The sequence below is a fragment of the Acinetobacter sp. CS-2 genome (assembly GCF_016599715.1).
Classification (GTDB): domain Bacteria; phylum Pseudomonadota; class Gammaproteobacteria; order Pseudomonadales; family Moraxellaceae; genus Acinetobacter.
On sequence record NZ_CP067019.1, the window covers coordinates 1305125 to 1321606 of the forward strand.

Below are 16482 nucleotides of genomic sequence, written 5' to 3' on the forward strand. Positions count from 1 at the left end.
GGAGAAAACCATGAGTTCGGGCGCAAAACAATTAGTGCAGATTGCAAAGGAAACTGTTATTGGAACAGTACCTTCGCCATTTGCGCGTCAAACCTTGGCATTTACTGATGTTTCATTAAACCAAAGTGTTGAAAAAACAGAGTCAGCTTCAATTACGGATAGCCGATTGCAGCAATCATCCATGATTACATCGGCGGAGTATGCAGGCGAGTTGAGCGCAGAAGCTCAGTATGGTGCGTATGATGATCTAATGGCAGCAGCAGCTTTTAATGCTTGGACAGCCAATGTCCTAACTTTTGGTGGCACCAATCGCCAAACATTCAGTGTATTGCTTGGTTATACCGACATTGCGAACTATCACACCTTTTCAGGCTTGCATGTAAATACATTTGGTATTGATATTCCTGAAGCTGGCCTGATCGGCTTAACTTTCGGCTTCATGGGTACTAAGCGAACCCCAGCAGCAGTAGTACCCGCTGGAACGATTACACCTGCATCATCAAATCCGCGTATGTCGAATATCTCAGTAGGTGATTTACTTGTCGATGGGGCATCTGTTAAAGGTACAGCCTGCATTACTGCATTCTCATTCAATTGGGATAACTCAATGCAAGTGCAAAAATGCTTGGGTGCTGGTCTTGAGGTTGGTGCAATTCTTGAAATGTCAGCCAAGGGTACAGGTAGCTTTACTATGGCTTGGTCTACTAAGGCTGCAGAGCTTTATGAGGGCCAGTTTACAAACGCAACGATTTCGCTATCAATTCCAATCACGGATACAGCAGGGAATAAATACGTTTTAAATATTCCTAAAGTTGAGCTTACAGCATCGCTTGCAACTGGTGGTAAAGACGACATCCTGAACACCACATTTGAATACACAGTTGTGGATCAAGCACCAACACTTACACGCACACCTAAAGTTTAATCAATAGCCGCCTTCGGGCGGTTTTCCTTTGGAAGATCAAACATGGCTTTAAAAGTAGCAATCCAACAAAGCAAAGAAGTCGCTCTCTGGAAAGAATATAAAGATAGTAAAGGCGATGTATTGGCAGAGTTCAAGATCCGTGGCTCTGACTACAAGGCGTATCGGGTAGCAGTTGAACGTGCACAGAATCAGTTGTCATCGAAAGGCTATGATGTGGCGACTGCGGGTAATGATGACAAGCTTTACCATGAGCTTTTATTAGAAGCTGCTGCATGTCACTTAGTGGCTGACTGGAAAGGCGTGGTCTTTGTTGAAAATGACAAAGAGTTTGAGCCAGAATGTTCACCTGAGAACGCAACCAAACTTTTCAATATGGGTGATATTGGCGTGGCAATCTGGGCCTTTGTAAAAGCACAAGCCGACCAAATTCAAACTGAAGCAAACAGCTATCGAGATGAAGTGTTGGGAAAGTCCGAGAACTCTACCGATACATCCAATTCGCCAGTGAAAAAGAAGCGAGCGAGTACAACCAAAAGCAGCGAGCAATAGCTGAAGCATTAGGTAGACAACCACCAAAAGAGGTGAAAAAGCCTGAGTATAGCTATACAGCCAATGCCTTAATTGAAGCCTACAACGTCATTTCACGCTCACGCAGATATGAGCAAGGCACACCATTGGCATTAAGCATTGCCGACCTTAATGCCTATTGTGAGCAATACGAGCTACCAGTAGAGCGTTATATTTTCAATGCGGTCATCTTTGATCTGGATAATCGGTTTATTGATGAGGCGTATAAGAAGATGAAAAAGAAATCAGCTTAGGTTGGTTTCTTCTTAAACATTGGTAATTTATCTAAGTATCTTTTGTACTGTGATTGCATCAACTTGGTTGCTTCGAGATATAGTTTTTGATCGCCAATAAGATTATCTCCGTGCTGGGCGTGTAGCTGATCTATCGACATTTGACAGGCTTGAACGCTAGCAGTAAAGAACCCCTCAAGGAAGGTGTTTACCGCTTTTTCGAATTCTTCTTCTGAGTAACTTTTTGTATTCTCAAAGCTCTGCTCTAAACGCAACTGAGCTTCTGCATTAATGGATCTACTATTGGTTTTAGCCACCTCTGCAATTCTAAGTTTTAATTCAGCAGGTATGCGCAAGTTAAATTGAACTTCGTCAGACATGGGTAATCCAAAAATTGTTAGCATTTCATTAGCAAAATATATTGACACAGTGATTTTATTTTTGCTATGTTAGATATTGTTAGCAATTAGCTAATATTTTAATAGTAAGGAGTTGCTAATGCAGCAAAACATTACGCAATTAAATGTTCGGGTTCCGCAAGAGATAAAGGATTTTTTGCAAGAAGGGGCGAAAAAAGATGAAAGATCTTTGAATAGCCATATTGTGAAAATTTTTAAAACTCTTAAAGAGCAATCTAAAGAAGCGAAAGCATGAAATCAACAGGCACAAAAAAACCTTGCCCGACTACCAATCAAATGCAAGGTCTAGTTGCCACCACTAAGGATGAAGACTTATGACAAGTTTAGCACAAATTGAACCGCAAAAAGCAAATATCGTTGCTCGCTATAAAGGCATACCTGTCTTAACAACAGCAATGCTTGCTGAGTTTTATGGTACTGACACTGATAACATTAAACAAAACTACACTCGTAATAAGGAACGTTTTATTGAAGGTAAACACTTCTTTAAAATCGTGGGTGATGAATTGAAAAATTTTGTGGGTGACTTAAAGTCACTCGCAAATGATTTGCTAACCTCTCAAAGAGGTGAGCAAGATTTGCTTAGCGGTGTTGATGGTGATCAGAGTTTGCTCGTGAATATTATTCACGCACAAATTTCAAACAAAGTACGTGTTCTTATTTTATGGACTGAACGCGGAGCTGCTAGACACGCCAAGATGCTAGACACCAATCAAGCATGGAATGTGTTTGAGCAACTGGAAGATTGTTATTTTGCTGTACAGGAATACACAAAGCAAAAAGCAAAATCCACTCCAAAGGACCGCGAAAATCTACGTCACGCTGTATCAAACTTAGTTTCACGTGTGAAAATCAATTTTTCAGATGCATATATTATGGTTGGGCAGCGGTTCAATGTGAAAAGCATTGAGGAAATCCCACTAGATCAACTTGATGACGCAGTTGAATATGTTCACGGGCTTATCCTTACATTTGATAAGTTTCAAAACCACTCACCCGTAGATGTGAATGCGATTCAAGATTGTCACGGTGTATTGCAGTATCGCTTGATTGAATACCATAAAGGCTTGGAATCAGAAGTTAAGCGTTTAGGTGGCAAAATGCCTGAATATCCAGCATTTAATCCTGAAGATATTGCTCAGGCATTGATGTCTAGAATTCTTCAGGGCAAGCAAATGATGATCAAATTAAATTATCAAGGTGGTTTTGCACTTGAGCTTGTGCCAAGAGATGCAGTGATGGTTGATGCTAAAAATATACCTGAGTTAGTAAGTCGAACCGACTTGGTAGCTAAGGAGCAAATTCCATTGATTATGCAAAGTGCAATGGATCGTTTAGTTAAGTAATACTAATTTCTAAGTGAACCGCCCCAGTGGCGGTTTCTTTTTGTCCAGAGAATTAGTATCTTGTGATTACTTATAAGAGGGTATTCACATGAAAAAAATTGCTTTATTTTCCGCATGTTTATTTATGGCAATTTCAAATGCCCAAGCCAAAAACAAATATGAGCCAGATTGCAAGGTGAGTGGGTTTGATAATCAAACTACCTGCTTTATAAAGCCTTATGGTGTATGGGTTGACAATAAAAGAACAACATTGAGTTTTGTTTCATTTGGTGGAACATGGACAAGCGCGGCACCAGATAGCATAGGGTTGGCAGTTTTTTACGGTGACGCCTCCACAAACATAAAGTCCGTATCTTTTAATATTGATGGCGATATATCTGAATTTAAGGTTGATATCTTGTCAAATAAGGTGAGTAGACAAGGTAACTTAGCGAATACCACAGCGCTTGTAGTGGTTCCAGTGGATTATGTGCGCCAGTTGGTGAAGTCTAAAAATATCAAATACCGAGTATCAACAATAACGGATGGGTACAGAGAGGGTTTCTTTTATTCTGAAAAAGGAGTGGCGTCTGAGCCGATTACCACGCTAAAGGCTTTGCTTGAAAAAGTGGACGCCAAGCAACCAAACAAGGGGAATGCCTTATAGGGTATCCCTCTTTCATATAGTCTACAGCTCGCATTCTGCGGGCTTTTTTATTGCCCGCAGGAAAGTGAAATGGCTCAAGAATCTGTATTAAGAATCGTAATCGACTCAAGAAATGCTGAACGAAATGCACATGCTTTAGCGAATGAATTGGAAAGCATTGAGAAGAAGGGTGATTTCGCCACTAAATCAATGGATTCAATGTCTGTGGCGACTCGCCAGCTGGCTGGGTACATGGCTGGTATTGTGACAATTAGTGCAGCCATTAATAAAATCGACACCTATACTGGTATTAATAACAAGTTGAAGCTTGTTACCAACTCACAACAAGAACTAAATCAAGCGATGCAAGATACCTTTGCTATTGCTCAGAAATCCGCATCTTCATGGGGTGCTGTGAATGATGTGTATTCCAAATACATGTCAAATGCAAAAACCTTAAATTTAACTCAAGAACAAACAGCACGATTAACTGAAATTACCTCTAAAGCTGTGGCAATCAGCGGATCAACCACAGAGTCAGCGGCAGGAGCTTTATTTCAGTACGGTCAGGCTCTTGATGGAAATATCCTACGTGGCGAGGAATATAACGCGCTTGTTGATGGTGCTGGTGGTTTGCTTAGCGCGATGGCGAAAGGCTTAGGGGTTACACGCGGTGAGCTGCGTCAAATGATGCTCGACGGGAAATTAACAGGCGAGGTTATTACCAAGGCACTCTTAAAAGCTGGTGATAGTGTTGATGAGTTGTTTAATAAAACTGATGTCACTATCGGGCAGTCACTTACAGTTTTAAGCGATAGCATAACCAAATTTACAGGTGAAGCTGCATCTGGTTCTGGTGCTGCAACTGTTCTAGCTGGGTCAATTAAAGTTCTAGCAGAAAACCTTGATCTTATTGCTGATGGTGCGATTGTTTTAGGTATTGGTTATGTCACAACTGCGATTGCCACTAAAACAGTAGCAGTTAAAGCCGATATTGCTGCAACTTTGACTCAGCGAGCAGCAACCCAAGCACAAGCAATTGAAGAGGTTAAGCTTGCTACAGCAGCTGTAAATGATGCAAAAGCGCACCTTGCTTTAACCCAAGCTACAGCAGCAGCTACACAAGCCAAGTTCGGAGCTACAGCGGCAGCAACCAAGTATAAAATGGCGACTGATGCAGTTACTCAGGCTGTGATCCGTCAAGAGGCAGCAGAAAAAGCGGCTTTTGGGTCAACTGTAAATATGTCCAGGGCTAGTGCCGGATTACTTGGATTTTTGGGCGGCCCCGCAGGGATCGGCTTGACGCTGGCAACGGTTGCAGCTGGCTACATATTGATGCGTGATAATGCAGAAAAAGCCACCGCCTCAATTGATATCCAAGGTCAATCGGTTGATGACTTGGTAGTGAAGTATCGAGCATTGAATACACTTCAACGGGATAATGAAACTAAAGCGTTGTCAGATCAGGTAGAAGATTTAAGTCTTAAATTTAGAGTAGCATCTTCTGATTTAACATCATTCATGCAGGCTTTACCGGTCTCGGATGAAAAGATCAATACCTGGAGTAAATTACACTCTCAGTTCTCACTAGGTAAGATTTCTAGCAATGAGTATTACGAGTCTATTAAGGCTTTAAACATCCTAAATATCGATCAATTAAATAAAGTTCGTGGTTTGATTAATGGGTATGAGTTCAGCAATACAAAAATGAAAGAAGCTGAGGCTGCTCAAAAGGCGTTAGCATCTGCTGCTAAAAAAACGACTGGCGACTTGAAAGATCAAGCCGTCGGTGTTGCGAATTTGGATGAAAAATTAAAAGCACTTTTGTCCACAGCAACAAGTGAAAATAATAAAAACAAAATCTGGATTAATAATATTGGTGCGAGTGCTGATGTATGGGGAACCAAATGGGCTGATTTTGTCGAAAAGTTCAAGGAGGCAAATAAACTACCAACCGATAAGGCTTTAGGTACAGAGCAGCTAAAAATTGCTCAAGAACAGTTTTTAGTTCTGCAAAAACGCCAAAACCTTGAAGAAAAAATATCTCAAGCAGCAAAAAACCAAACTAAGGAGTTAGAGAAACAGCAGAAAATAATGCAGGTGAACTCAAAAGTTCAAGCATTATCCACTAAGTATAATATTTCCGCTAAAGCTAATGCTGCTGGTATTCCTAGCGGTGTAATTGAAGCCATGATTATGCAGGAGAGTAAAGGAAATAAAAATGCAGTTGGTCCTGTTACTCGAAGTGGAGAAAGAGCTAGAGGTTTGGCTCAATTCATGCCGGCAACCGCTAAACAATATGGCGTAAATGTGTTTGATGAACAATCAAGTATCAATGGCATGATTAAATATATGTCTGCACTGATTAAGCAATTTGGAGGTGATGTAAATAAAGCCATCATGGCTTATAACGCTGGACCTGGTAATGTTCAATCGGGTGCTGCTTATGGATTCAAAGAAACCAAAAACTATTTAAAAAATGTTAAATCTTATGCTGCTGGATTCAATGGATTCTCTGGAACATCAAAAGAATTTGATTCAGTTCTAAAAGATGCTGAGGATAAGTTAAAAGAGCAAGCAGATTTAAGAAAGAAACTTGAATTAGGTGTTGCCGATGAAGTTAAACGAATCAATGAAAAACTTAAAGATGACTTAAAAAGCATTGATGATGCAAAGTTTGACCCTAAAGATGCTGAAAAGCTAAAAGCTGAATATCAATCACGGGCAGACAATGAAATCGCAATTGCTCTGTATACGCTCAAAACAAAGCTTGATGACTATAGCTCATTCAAAAAAACTGAATCCCAATTATTGGAAGATAGTTTTAATGAAAAGAAATTCTATGCTGCACGCGACATAGAGTTAACAAAGGAGCAGCGTGACAAAGCTGTTGCTTTGCTTGATGAGCAATTGAAGCAGGAGCAGGCATTAATAAAGCTTGCTTATGAAACTCGCCTCTTTCAAATGCGTGAAGCTTTTATGTCCGAAACCGCAGCTATGCAGGAGCGTTATCGTTTGGAGCGTGAGCAGATCCTTCTAAACTCCAAGCTAAGCCAAGAGCAGAAACAGCGCGAAATTGCTTTAAGCAAGGCTTTGCAAGAGGAAGAAAATCGCAAGCGTTTAAATAGCGCAGTTCAGCAATGGGGTGGCATCCAAGCTGAAATGAACGGCACTGGCGATCAGTACCGTTTAGAGCAAGAGCGATTTGGTCGATATGGCGCATCTCAGGATGTATTTGATGCACAAATGAGTCAGGTAGATCAAGCTGCCCAAGACCCTAATGCCAACATGCAGGAGCTTGCAGCGCAACGTGAAGCGATTTGGCAAGAGCATCATAATCGGATGACGGCTATTGAGTCGGATTATCAAGCATCATCGTATAGCCTTCAACTTGGCTACGGTCAGCAAGTGACAGGCGCGCTTTCAGGAATGTTTGGCGCAATGCTTGGCGAGTCATCATCAGCATATCGTGCTTTATATGGCGCACAACAGGCATTCGCGCTAGCTCAGGTAGGTATGAACGTCTGGAAGTCTGCATCTGATGCTTATGCGAATGAGCCGGGTACTGTATGGCAAAAGATTGGTGCTGCTGCAAAAGCAACACTGGATCAAGGTACATTTGTGGCATTGATTCAGGCTGCTACCCCTAAAGGCTTCGCCAACGGTGGCTACACAGGTCACGGTGGTAAATACGAACCAGCAGGCGTCGTCCATAAAGGTGAAGGTGTTTTAACCCAAGAGGAAGTTAAAGCTCTAGGTGGTCCACAAGGATTTGAGGATTTGCGAAAGTCGATTCGTCGAGGTTATGCGACGGGTGGACTGGTTGCAGATACTCACCGTGTTGGTATGGGGGCTGTGAGTGCGATTAATCCGGGTGGTGGTAATAGCTCTAGCTCAGGTGGCGGGGATGTTTATTACACGCAAACCATTCATATTGCGTCTGATGGATCTGCAACTAGTGAATATGATGCAAAGCAATTAGGGAAAATGATGGAAAATATGACTCTGGCTGTGATTCGCAGAGAGCAACGCCAAGGAGGTCTGTTATCTAAATGAGCAATCAAAAATTCACATGGTGCCAAGACTTAGAGGGTAATGCTCAAACTTCATCATTCAATACGCTTTCGAGCAAATTTGGTGATGGTTATGAGCAAAATATCTCGGTTGGTATTAACAATAGATCTGGGCAATGGCCATATCAACGCACAGCAAAGAAGGATGAGATTTTAGCAATCAAAGCCTTTTTTGATGCACATAAAGGTGCGGATTCATTTTTATGGGATTCGCTACTTGATGGTGAAGTGAGAGTAAAAGCTGGCGAATACCAAATCTCAAAAGTGGGAGGTTTAGTGTGGCGAATCTCCACAACCTTTACCCAAGTCTTTTACCCTTGATTTAAATCAATTTCACGCCCCACATGTTGGGGCTTTTTTGTGAGAAAAAACGATGCCTACAGTAAAGAAAACACTAAATCGTACACCTCAGAAAATTTCGGACGGAAACTTTCCAGCTTACATGCAGTCAATGGGCGGTCTGGTCCGTTTTGCTTTTTCATCGACTCAACCGACTGATCTGACGATCTACCATCAGGACATGCAGATTTATACCGATGGTAGCCTTGGTGCCATGTGGGCTTGGGCTGCACATTACGATGAAGTCATTGTCGCCATTTCAACGTAGGACAATCCATGAGTAGAACAACAGTACTAGCAGGTGGGCTTCATACACCACCAACGACTCGGATCGCCCAGGGTAGTACAGATAAAGGACCGCTCACTGGTTCAACTATCTACCTGATCGGCTCATCCGAAGGCCTACTGGGCAACCGCATACCAGCAACAACTTAATTTTAAAAAATCAGGAATTATTATGGCTAAGCAAGTTATTAATCAAGGCACAGCACCTACTGGCGCAGGTGGTGATACTTTTCGAACAGGCTCGGCAAAACTGCAAGCAAATGACAATGAGCTGTATAACTATCTTGGCGATGGAACTAATTTAAATAAACTGGGTACTGCTGCTTTTAAAAACACAGGTACTCAAGCGGGCAATGTGATGGGGGTTGGGGCGTTTGGGTTGGGTGGGAATGCAATTCAAAACAGTTTTAATGGTGAAGCGGGTGGTTCATTTTTATGTAATGCATCCGCTATAGATCAATTTTTGGGCAGATACTCAGCGGGAGTAAATATTCCTTATGTATCGCAGAGTTTTGGTTTTCAGATTGGGGTTATTGATCTTGATACTAGTCCTTCTGTTGTATATAGATTTAAGAAAGACAACTCTTATACGGCAGTACAAAAATTATATGGGCAATACAATACCACTGTCGATTCAAACGGTTTCATTAAAGCAGCCTCTCCAATTGTTAAACTGTTTTCTGAAAAAATCGAGCTGAATGATGAAGCTCAAAAACAAGAAATTGTTTTTGAAAAACTCGGCACAGGTAATTATTTAATTAAGGGCTCGACAGGTTTTGCGCAAGAAGGTTGGTATATCGAAACCCCGAAAGATGCAAACGGCAACGTTTTATTTTCAGTGATTTACAAAACACTTGAGAATGGTGATATTTCAGTAAAAACATATAAGAAAAAGTTTGATTTTGAAACTGTCTCTATTGTTACTGATTTGGAAAATCCAATTGATATTACTGAAAATCGTTGGATTGACTTACGATTGCAAGAGTTGCCACAACCTGAAATCGAAATCCCTGAACCAATTGCACCACCTGACTTTCAACCCACTGGTTTGGCTGAAGCGGTTGCTACAGTAATGGAGTCATACAATGACACTGAACAGTGATTTTCAGAAACTCTATGTAGATGGTCTGATCACGCTGTTTGAACTGGATGCTCGTACTTTAGGTGCGGGCATTTTACGTTTTCATGGTCATATCTCTTATGAAGATTGGGAGCGTATTTACAGCTATATCGGATCAGACGGGTTGCTCGGGGATACAGCTCAATTAATTGGTGAAGTGTTTGAAAGTGCTGAATCAAAAACATGGTATCGCAACATCATTTGGCAAGGTGAAACTTTCGAGCCGATGGCGCTTGAAGTGTCGGGTCTTGAGATGCGCTCAGATGGTAAAGCTTCAGCGCCAACTTTAAGCATGGAGAACAATATTGGCGGCATTCAAGGCGCTGTGTCTATTTACTGCTTACAGTTTGGCGACTTTGCAGGAGCAAAACTCAAAGTCATTACCACGCTGGCTAAATATCTGGATGCTGAAAACTTTAGTTCTGGCAATGCCACAGCTAATCCAAGCGAGAAGCGGGAGCAAATTTGGTTCATTGAGCAAAAGACTTCTGAAAATTCTCAGCAAGTGACGTTTGAACTTTCTAATCCAGTGGATTTTGAAGGGCTAAAAATACCAACGCGACAAATCTCAAATTACTGCAATTGGGAATATCGAAGTGAAGAATGTGGCTACATCGGATCTGCAATGTTTACTGAAAAAGACGAACCGACAGACAACCCTGCTTTAGATCGATGTAACTACAGAACGTCAGGCTGTCGTTGTCGAGAGAATGAGCTTCATTTTGGTGGATTCCCTGCATCCTCAATGGTGTAAAAATGAAATTAAATAAAAAATATTGTTTATGTGGTGGTGTATTTAAGCCCACTGGAATTGTATTAACTTCATGCCCGCCACAAATACAGCATCAATGCGATAAGTGCTCAAAAATAGAGGCATTCTATGAAACTAACCGCAAAACTTAAAAAAGCAATCCAGGCGCATGCTGCTGAAGTTTATCCAGATGAATGCTGCGGTGTGATTGTGAATAAGACATATATTCCATGTCGCAATATTTCAGACAATAAAGATCAGTTTGAAATTCATCATGAAGACTTGGCGCATGCTGAAGATCAAGGTGAGATTCAAGCCTATGTACATTCACATCCCAATGCTACAACACGTGCTTCGGATTTAGATTTACTGCAAATTGAACTTCATGAAAAGCCTTGGGTAATTTGTGCTTGGCCTGAAGTAGATTTCCAAGTCTATAAACCATGTGGCTATAAAGCGCCACTCATTGGCCGTGATTACCACCATGGATACCAAGATTGCTATTCAATAATTCGTGATTTTTATAATCGTGAGTTGGGTATTCAGTTGATTGATTTCGAGCGTAAAGATGATTGGTGGAGTGATAAAAACCACAAATCCCTTTATTTGGAAAATTTAGATGAAGCTGGATTTTATGAAGTCAAAGAACCTCAGTATGGTGACATGTTGGTGTGTAATGTTGGTCGCACAGAACACCCGAATCATGCTGTGATTTGGCTGGGTGATCAGTGGCAATTAAAGTCAGAAGAAAGCACAAGTTGTTTTGGTGGACCATTAATCCTACATCACCCGTATGGCCGTAAATCTGTTCGTGAAATCTTTGGTCAGCAATGGCAAGAGCGTGTTGTCAAAATTGTGAGGCATAAGAATGCTTAAAACGATCAAATTATATGGCGTACTAGGAAAGAAGTTTGGTAAAGAATTTCATCTAGCTGTTGAAAGCACCCGCGAGGCTGTAAAAGCGCTATCAATACAAGTGCCCGGCTTTGAGCAATTCATGCTAACAGCTCATGAGCAAGGTCTTGCCTTTGCTGTCTTTCAAGATGATGAAAATATCAGTGAGGATCAGATCGACTTTGAGACTGGTGCCAAAGTTATCAAGATCGTACCTAAAGTCATCGGCGCGGGTGGCAATGGAGTGTTGCAAACAATTCTGGGTGCTGTTTTGGTGGTAGTTGGTGTTCTTGTTGCCATTGGTACTCTTGGTGGTGGTGCACCTTTAGGCGCGGCTTTAATTGGTGCCGGTATCGGAATGATGGTCGGTGGTATTGCTCAAATGATGATGCCAAAGATGGACGAGGGAGATCAAAACCAAGATGGAAACAGGGCTAATAAGGGCTTTGGTGGTGCAGTTACAACGATCGCACAAGGAAATCCAGTTCCGATTCTTTATGGTCAGCGTGAAGTCGGTGGATTCATTATAAACGCTGGTCAATTTGCAGTAGATACTTTTAGCTCTGCGGATGCTGGTTTTACAGGTGGCGGCAGCAGCGGTGGAAAGAAATAATTTAAAAACACAGGCGCAATGAGCGCCTTTTTTATTGTCTAAGGATGAGTATGAACGCAGTAATTAAAGGCGCAAAAGGCGGTAGCAAAAGCCAAAGACAACCCAAAATTGCAAACGATACAACCGCTTCAAAAACCTATGCACGTTTACAATATGGCATGAGCGAAGGGGAGGTTGAGGGTTTAGCAAATGGCCTTAAATCAATCTTTCTTGATGACACGCCAGTTGAAAGCGATAGCGGCGCAAGAAACTTTCAAGATGTCACCCTAGATTTTCGCTCAGGCACTAATGATCAGACATACATGGAAGGCTTTGAAAGCATTGCTTCTGAAGCTGCTGTTGGAGTTGAGCTTAAAAGTGATACGCCTTGGGTTAAAGGGATTACCAATCTCAATCTCGATGCCGTAATTGTGAGGGTGCGTTTTGGGGCTTTAAAAAAGCAAGACCCAAGCAATGGCGATGTCTCAGGTATTGTTATTGATTACTCGATTGAAGTACAAACTGACGGAGGGGCATGGGAGTTAATGCTTGACACCAAAATGTCAGGAAAAACTTCAGCAAATTATGAGCGTACTCACCGTATCGGCTTGCCAAAAGCCAATAATAATTGGTTGATTCGCGTCACACGTAAAACACCAAATTCGAGCTCTGAATATGTCAGCGATAAGATGTATATTCAGGCCATTACTGAAGTTATCGATCTTAAACTTACATACCCAAATACCGCAGTGATTGGCGTGCAATATGATGCTGAAACATTCTCGAATATTGCTAAAATTGCAGTTGACCTAAAGGGCGTAAAGATCAAAGTGCCAAGCAACTATGATCCAGTAAGCCGAACTTACATCGGTATATGGGATGGTACATTTAAACGTGCTTATAGTAATAATCCAGCTTGGATTTACTATGACCTATGCACCAATAAGCGATATGCGCTTGGCAACCGTTTAACCGAGCAAATGATTGATAAATGGTCTTTATATCGTTTAGCTCAATACTGCGATCAGTTAGTGCCAGACGGCAAAGGTGGTCAGGAGCCGCGTTTTACCTGCAATGTGTATATTCAAAGTGCTGAATCTGCTTTTGATATTTTAAGCAAACTAGCAGGCGTATTCCGTGCGATTTCATATTGGGACGGCAATTCAATCGTATGTGATGCTGATTTACCACAAGATACTTATTTCACTTACACTCGCGCCAATGTGATTGATGGGCATTTTGAATATTCAGGCACCCGTGCGCGTGACCGTCACAATGCAGTCAAAGTTGCTTGGGATAATCCACAAAATCGCTATAAGACCGAATATGTCTTTGTGCGAGATGAAGCAGCTATTGCACGCGATCGAGGTGCAGTCAAATTACTTGAGTTAGAGGCATGGGGCTGCACATCGGAAGGACAAGCACAGCGCACAGGGCAGTGGGCGCTAAAAACAGAACAACTTGAAACTCGAACTGTCACATTTAAAGTTGGTTTAGATGGCTATATTCCATTACCAGGTAAAGTGATTGAGGTTGCAGACGAGTTGTTAGCTGGCCGTGCAAATGGTGGACGTATCTCTGCTGTCAGCGCTGATCTAAAAACCATTACGATTGATCGTGATGATGTGGTGTGTCGTGCGGGTGATCGACTGGTTGTAAACGGTGAAGATGGTAAAGCGCAAACTCGAATCGTGTCATCAAAAATTGGACGCAAAGTCACAGTTACATTGGCGTTTGATTCTGTGGCTGCGGAAAATGTTTGGGTCGTTGATGCTCAAGATTTAAAAACGATGAAGTTTCGCGTCATGAGTATTACTCAAGATGACAAACATCAGTTTTCAATCACTGCTTTGCAATATGAATCATCAAAATATGATGCTATTGATTTCGGCGCATTCATTGATGATCGTCCGATTTCCATTATTAATCCCACCGTTCAGGCGCCAGTCACCAATGTTTTAATTTCATCTGAAACCATGGTTCAACAAGGATTATCTATTGAAACAATGGTGATTGCTTGGGATCAGGCACAAGGTGCAACCAAGTATCAAGTTGAATGGCGCAAAGATGATGGCTCGTGGATTAAATTGCCAATCACAGGCAGTAATTCAGTAGAAGTTCAGGGTATTTATGCGGGCAACTATGAAGCGCGTGTGATTGCATTGTCTGCGTATGATGTGGCTTCTTTGCCAACATATTCAAATCTGACAGCATTGAAAGGTAAAGCAGGAAAACCACCAAAGCTGGCTTATATCAGTGCAACAGGCATTTTGTTTGGTATGCAATTGAACTGGGGCTTTCCAGCGGTTGGGGCTTTGGATACGGCTTATACCGAGATTCGAGTTTCACCCGATGGTCAAAGCAATATTGCGGTGTTGGGGCAGTTTGCCTATCCAACCAATGCCCATACGATTCAAGGTTTACAGCCGAATTTAACCCAATATTATCAAGCTCGATTGATTGATCGGATTGGCAATATTGGCGATTGGTCGGACTGGACGCATGCGACCACTTCAGCGGATGCTTCCGATGTGCTGGATATTTTATCGGGCAAGATTACTGATTCGCAGCTACATCAAGACCTGCAAACCAAGATTGACCGCATTGATACCGTTGATGGTGATATTGCCGACATTGTTCAAGCAGTACAGAACGTTGAAGATGGTTTGACACAAGAGCGTACTGAACGCCAGTCAGGTGATCAGGACGTATTGAATCAGTTGACCATTTACAAAGTCAGTAATGATCAAGCAGTTGCTGCTGTGGTTGAAGAAGTTGAAACCTTAACAACCGAGCAAGGAGCATTATCATCAAAAATTGATGGTGTGTTTGCCCAGGTGAACCCACCGATGATCGGATCAGAATCTGATTTGATCGGTAGTGAAGCAGGCTATGCCGGTGTGTGGTCAGAACAATCTGCGCGAATTGAAGGAGATATATCGCAAGCACAGCGGACTGAAACAGTACAAACCCAAGTGAATGAGAATCTGGCTTCAATTCAAGAAGTCTCATTGTCTGTCAATGGATTGTATGCTCAGAAGTACATCAAGCTTGATGTAAATGGCAAAGTTGCAGGTTGGGGTGGGACCAACACAGGTAAAGAATCGGATTTCATTCTGAACTTTGATTCATTTGCGATTGGCAGCGGAAATAGTGCTGGGTATTACCCATTTATCTTTAGAAATACGCCATTCACTGATCCTTTAACGGGCACGGTGTTCCCTGTATCCGCATATTTAAAATCGGCAATGATGGATTATCAGTCTGTGAAAACTTCACATATTGAAGATCTCGCAGTGAAGGCAGCCAAAATTGACAGTTTAGCGGTAACGACTGCCAAAATTGATAACCTTGCCGTGACTGGTGCCAAGATTGCTGATTTGGCCGTGGATACTCTGAAGATTCAAGACAATGCTGTAACCGTTCCAGTCTCGGCTTTTGCTGAAATCTCTGTGGCTGTTGGGAGTGAATACGCCACCATTCAAACCTTGAATGTGCCCTCTGATATGGGGCATACCATTTTGACTTTTGGTGCAGTATTTAGCTTTAGTTCTTATACGTCACAGCAACGATTGCTTTGTCGTGTGTTGAAGAATGGCAATGTGGTCTTTGAAGATTTGGAGGTTCATTTCATTGATTATGCTTCTGTCGGTGTGACCTCAAGTAACAGCGGGCAGCACCAACATGGTATGACAATGAATTTGACAGGCAGTACAAGTAGTGCTGGTGGTCACAACCACTCGTTCAGTGGATCAACAGGCAATACATCAATTAGTGGTGTTTCAAATTCATCACACAGTCATAACTACAGTGGTAGTACTGGATTTACAGGAGCACACACGCATAGCTTAAATTTAGATGGCTCTGTAACGATGGGGCTTGATGGTATCCATAGACATGATGTTGAAATTCGGGGCAGCGCACGAAGTGCGGGAACCTTGAATATTTCACGTCATGACTCAACAGGAATCGCAGGCGCATTCCAGTTGCAGTTGAAATCAACTTCAGGTGGCAGCGTCAATGTTTCACAGCGTTATATTCACGCAATGACAATGAGGAAATGATGGCTTATTTTGCAGTGTTTGATGTGGCAACAGGGAAAATTGAGAATATTGTTGAATGTCCTGAGTTCCTGGTGAAGACGATTCACCTAGAAACAACTCAAGACGTGATACGGGTTGAATCTCAAGTTTCTGCCGCGCAGTACCATGTTATAGATCGACAACTTTATAAGTTGTTTTAACGATTTGATCGATTAATAGCACCTTGCGAAACAGTGTTTCTCAGGGTGCTTTTTTATTGCCAAAAATTAG

The 16482-nt window shown here is 42.0% G+C and carries 16 protein-coding genes; 15 read left to right on the forward strand and 1 reads right to left on the reverse strand.

What is annotated here, in order from left to right; genetic code table 11:
* Positions 1 to 10: 10 nt before the first annotated feature.
* Genes JFY49_RS06540 through JFY49_RS06550 form a run of 3 tightly spaced genes read left to right on the forward strand, consistent with a single transcriptional unit; the run spans position 11 to position 1746 of the window.
* A complete protein-coding gene (locus JFY49_RS06540; RefSeq protein ID WP_200224556.1) occupies positions 11 to 925 on the forward strand; it encodes a phage tail tube protein in 915 nt (304 codons plus the stop codon).
* A gap of 42 nt (positions 926 to 967) precedes the next feature.
* Complete coding sequence (locus JFY49_RS06545) at positions 968 to 1474, forward strand: hypothetical protein (RefSeq protein WP_200224557.1); 507 nt, start codon at positions 968 to 970, stop codon at positions 1472 to 1474.
* 32 nt (positions 1475 to 1506) lie between these two features.
* Positions 1507 to 1746 carry a hypothetical protein gene (locus tag JFY49_RS06550; RefSeq protein WP_200224560.1) on the forward strand — a complete coding sequence of 80 codons (240 nt, stop codon included), beginning with the start codon at positions 1507 to 1509 and terminating at the stop codon, positions 1744 to 1746.
* Here the strand turns inward: JFY49_RS06550 and JFY49_RS06555 are convergent.
* A complete protein-coding gene (locus tag JFY49_RS06555) occupies positions 1743 to 2105 on the reverse strand; it encodes an Arc family DNA-binding protein (RefSeq protein ID WP_200224562.1) in 363 nt (120 codons plus the stop codon). The genes JFY49_RS06550 and JFY49_RS06555 overlap by 4 nt on opposite strands.
* Positions 2106 to 2223: 118 nt before the next feature.
* On the opposite strand from JFY49_RS06555, the gene JFY49_RS06560 reads away from it, so the two are divergent.
* From JFY49_RS06560 to JFY49_RS06615, 12 genes are all read left to right on the forward strand, one after another.
* Positions 2224 to 2379 (forward strand): Arc family DNA-binding protein, encoded by a 156-nt coding sequence (locus JFY49_RS06560; protein WP_200224563.1) that lies wholly within the window; start codon positions 2224 to 2226, stop codon positions 2377 to 2379.
* Between the two features lie 79 nt (positions 2380 to 2458).
* Positions 2459 to 3490 carry an ORF6N domain-containing protein gene (locus JFY49_RS06565; RefSeq protein WP_200224564.1) on the forward strand — a complete coding sequence of 344 codons (1032 nt, stop codon included), beginning with the start codon at positions 2459 to 2461 and terminating at the stop codon, positions 3488 to 3490.
* 88 nt (positions 3491 to 3578) lie between these two features.
* Entirely contained in the window at positions 3579 to 4136 is a 558-nt protein-coding gene (locus JFY49_RS06570) for a hypothetical protein (RefSeq protein ID WP_200224565.1), read from the forward strand.
* 69 nt (positions 4137 to 4205) lie between these two features.
* Entirely contained in the window at positions 4206 to 8171 is a 3966-nt protein-coding gene (locus JFY49_RS06575; RefSeq protein WP_200224567.1) for a tape measure protein, read from the forward strand.
* A complete protein-coding gene (locus JFY49_RS06580) occupies positions 8168 to 8509 on the forward strand; it encodes a phage tail protein (protein ID WP_200224568.1) in 342 nt (113 codons plus the stop codon). Before JFY49_RS06575 ends, JFY49_RS06580 begins: the two co-directional genes overlap by 4 nt.
* A 52-nt stretch (positions 8510 to 8561) precedes the next feature.
* Entirely contained in the window at positions 8562 to 8795 is a 234-nt protein-coding gene (locus JFY49_RS06585; protein WP_200224569.1) for a hypothetical protein, read from the forward strand.
* A gap of 189 nt (positions 8796 to 8984) precedes the next feature.
* Entirely contained in the window at positions 8985 to 9914 is a 930-nt protein-coding gene (locus tag JFY49_RS06590) for a phage tail protein (RefSeq protein ID WP_200224570.1), read from the forward strand.
* The gene (locus JFY49_RS06595) at positions 9898 to 10686 is read left to right on the forward strand and encodes a phage minor tail protein L (RefSeq protein ID WP_200224268.1); all 789 of its coding nucleotides are present in this window, start codon (positions 9898 to 9900) and stop codon (positions 10684 to 10686) included. Before JFY49_RS06590 ends, JFY49_RS06595 begins: the two co-directional genes overlap by 17 nt.
* A gap of 126 nt (positions 10687 to 10812) precedes the next feature.
* The gene (locus JFY49_RS06600) at positions 10813 to 11559 is read left to right on the forward strand and encodes a C40 family peptidase (protein ID WP_200224571.1); all 747 of its coding nucleotides are present in this window, start codon (positions 10813 to 10815) and stop codon (positions 11557 to 11559) included.
* On the forward strand, positions 11552 to 12190 hold the full coding sequence (locus tag JFY49_RS06605; RefSeq protein ID WP_200224572.1) for a tail assembly protein: 639 nt from the start codon (positions 11552 to 11554) through the stop codon (positions 12188 to 12190). Before JFY49_RS06600 ends, JFY49_RS06605 begins: the two co-directional genes overlap by 8 nt.
* 50 nt (positions 12191 to 12240) lie before the next feature.
* The gene (locus JFY49_RS06610; protein WP_200224573.1) at positions 12241 to 16233 is read left to right on the forward strand and encodes a host specificity protein J; all 3993 of its coding nucleotides are present in this window, start codon (positions 12241 to 12243) and stop codon (positions 16231 to 16233) included.
* Entirely contained in the window at positions 16233 to 16412 is a 180-nt protein-coding gene (locus JFY49_RS06615) for a hypothetical protein (RefSeq protein ID WP_200224575.1), read from the forward strand. The genes JFY49_RS06610 and JFY49_RS06615 overlap by 1 nt, the downstream gene beginning before the upstream one ends.
* The last annotated feature ends 70 nt before the right edge of the window (positions 16413 to 16482 follow it).

Excerpts from the sequence above, each read along its gene's own strand:
- JFY49_RS06540 (WP_200224556.1), top strand. The coding sequence starts at position 11 with ATGAGTTCGGGCGCAAAACAATTAGTGCAGATTGCAAAGGAAACTGTT.
- JFY49_RS06545 (WP_200224557.1), top strand. The coding sequence starts at position 968 with ATGGCTTTAAAAGTAGCAATCCAACAAAGCAAAGAAGTCGCTCTCTGG.
- JFY49_RS06555 (WP_200224562.1), bottom strand. The coding sequence starts at position 2,105 with ATGTCTGACGAAGTTCAATTTAACTTGCGCATACCTGCTGAATTAAAA.
- JFY49_RS06560 (WP_200224563.1), top strand. The coding sequence starts at position 2,224 with ATGCAGCAAAACATTACGCAATTAAATGTTCGGGTTCCGCAAGAGATA.
- JFY49_RS06565 (WP_200224564.1), top strand. The coding sequence starts at position 2,459 with ATGACAAGTTTAGCACAAATTGAACCGCAAAAAGCAAATATCGTTGCT.
- JFY49_RS06570 (WP_200224565.1), top strand. The coding sequence starts at position 3,579 with ATGAAAAAAATTGCTTTATTTTCCGCATGTTTATTTATGGCAATTTCA.
- JFY49_RS06575 (WP_200224567.1), top strand. The coding sequence starts at position 4,206 with ATGGCTCAAGAATCTGTATTAAGAATCGTAATCGACTCAAGAAATGCT.
- JFY49_RS06580 (WP_200224568.1), top strand. The coding sequence starts at position 8,168 with ATGAGCAATCAAAAATTCACATGGTGCCAAGACTTAGAGGGTAATGCT.
- JFY49_RS06585 (WP_200224569.1), top strand. The coding sequence starts at position 8,562 with ATGCCTACAGTAAAGAAAACACTAAATCGTACACCTCAGAAAATTTCG.
- JFY49_RS06590 (WP_200224570.1), top strand. The coding sequence starts at position 8,985 with ATGGCTAAGCAAGTTATTAATCAAGGCACAGCACCTACTGGCGCAGGT.
- JFY49_RS06595 (WP_200224268.1), top strand. The coding sequence starts at position 9,898 with ATGACACTGAACAGTGATTTTCAGAAACTCTATGTAGATGGTCTGATC.
- JFY49_RS06600 (WP_200224571.1), top strand. The coding sequence starts at position 10,813 with ATGAAACTAACCGCAAAACTTAAAAAAGCAATCCAGGCGCATGCTGCT.
- JFY49_RS06605 (WP_200224572.1), top strand. The coding sequence starts at position 11,552 with ATGCTTAAAACGATCAAATTATATGGCGTACTAGGAAAGAAGTTTGGT.
- JFY49_RS06610 (WP_200224573.1), top strand. The coding sequence starts at position 12,241 with ATGAACGCAGTAATTAAAGGCGCAAAAGGCGGTAGCAAAAGCCAAAGA.
- JFY49_RS06615 (WP_200224575.1), top strand. The coding sequence starts at position 16,233 with ATGGCTTATTTTGCAGTGTTTGATGTGGCAACAGGGAAAATTGAGAAT.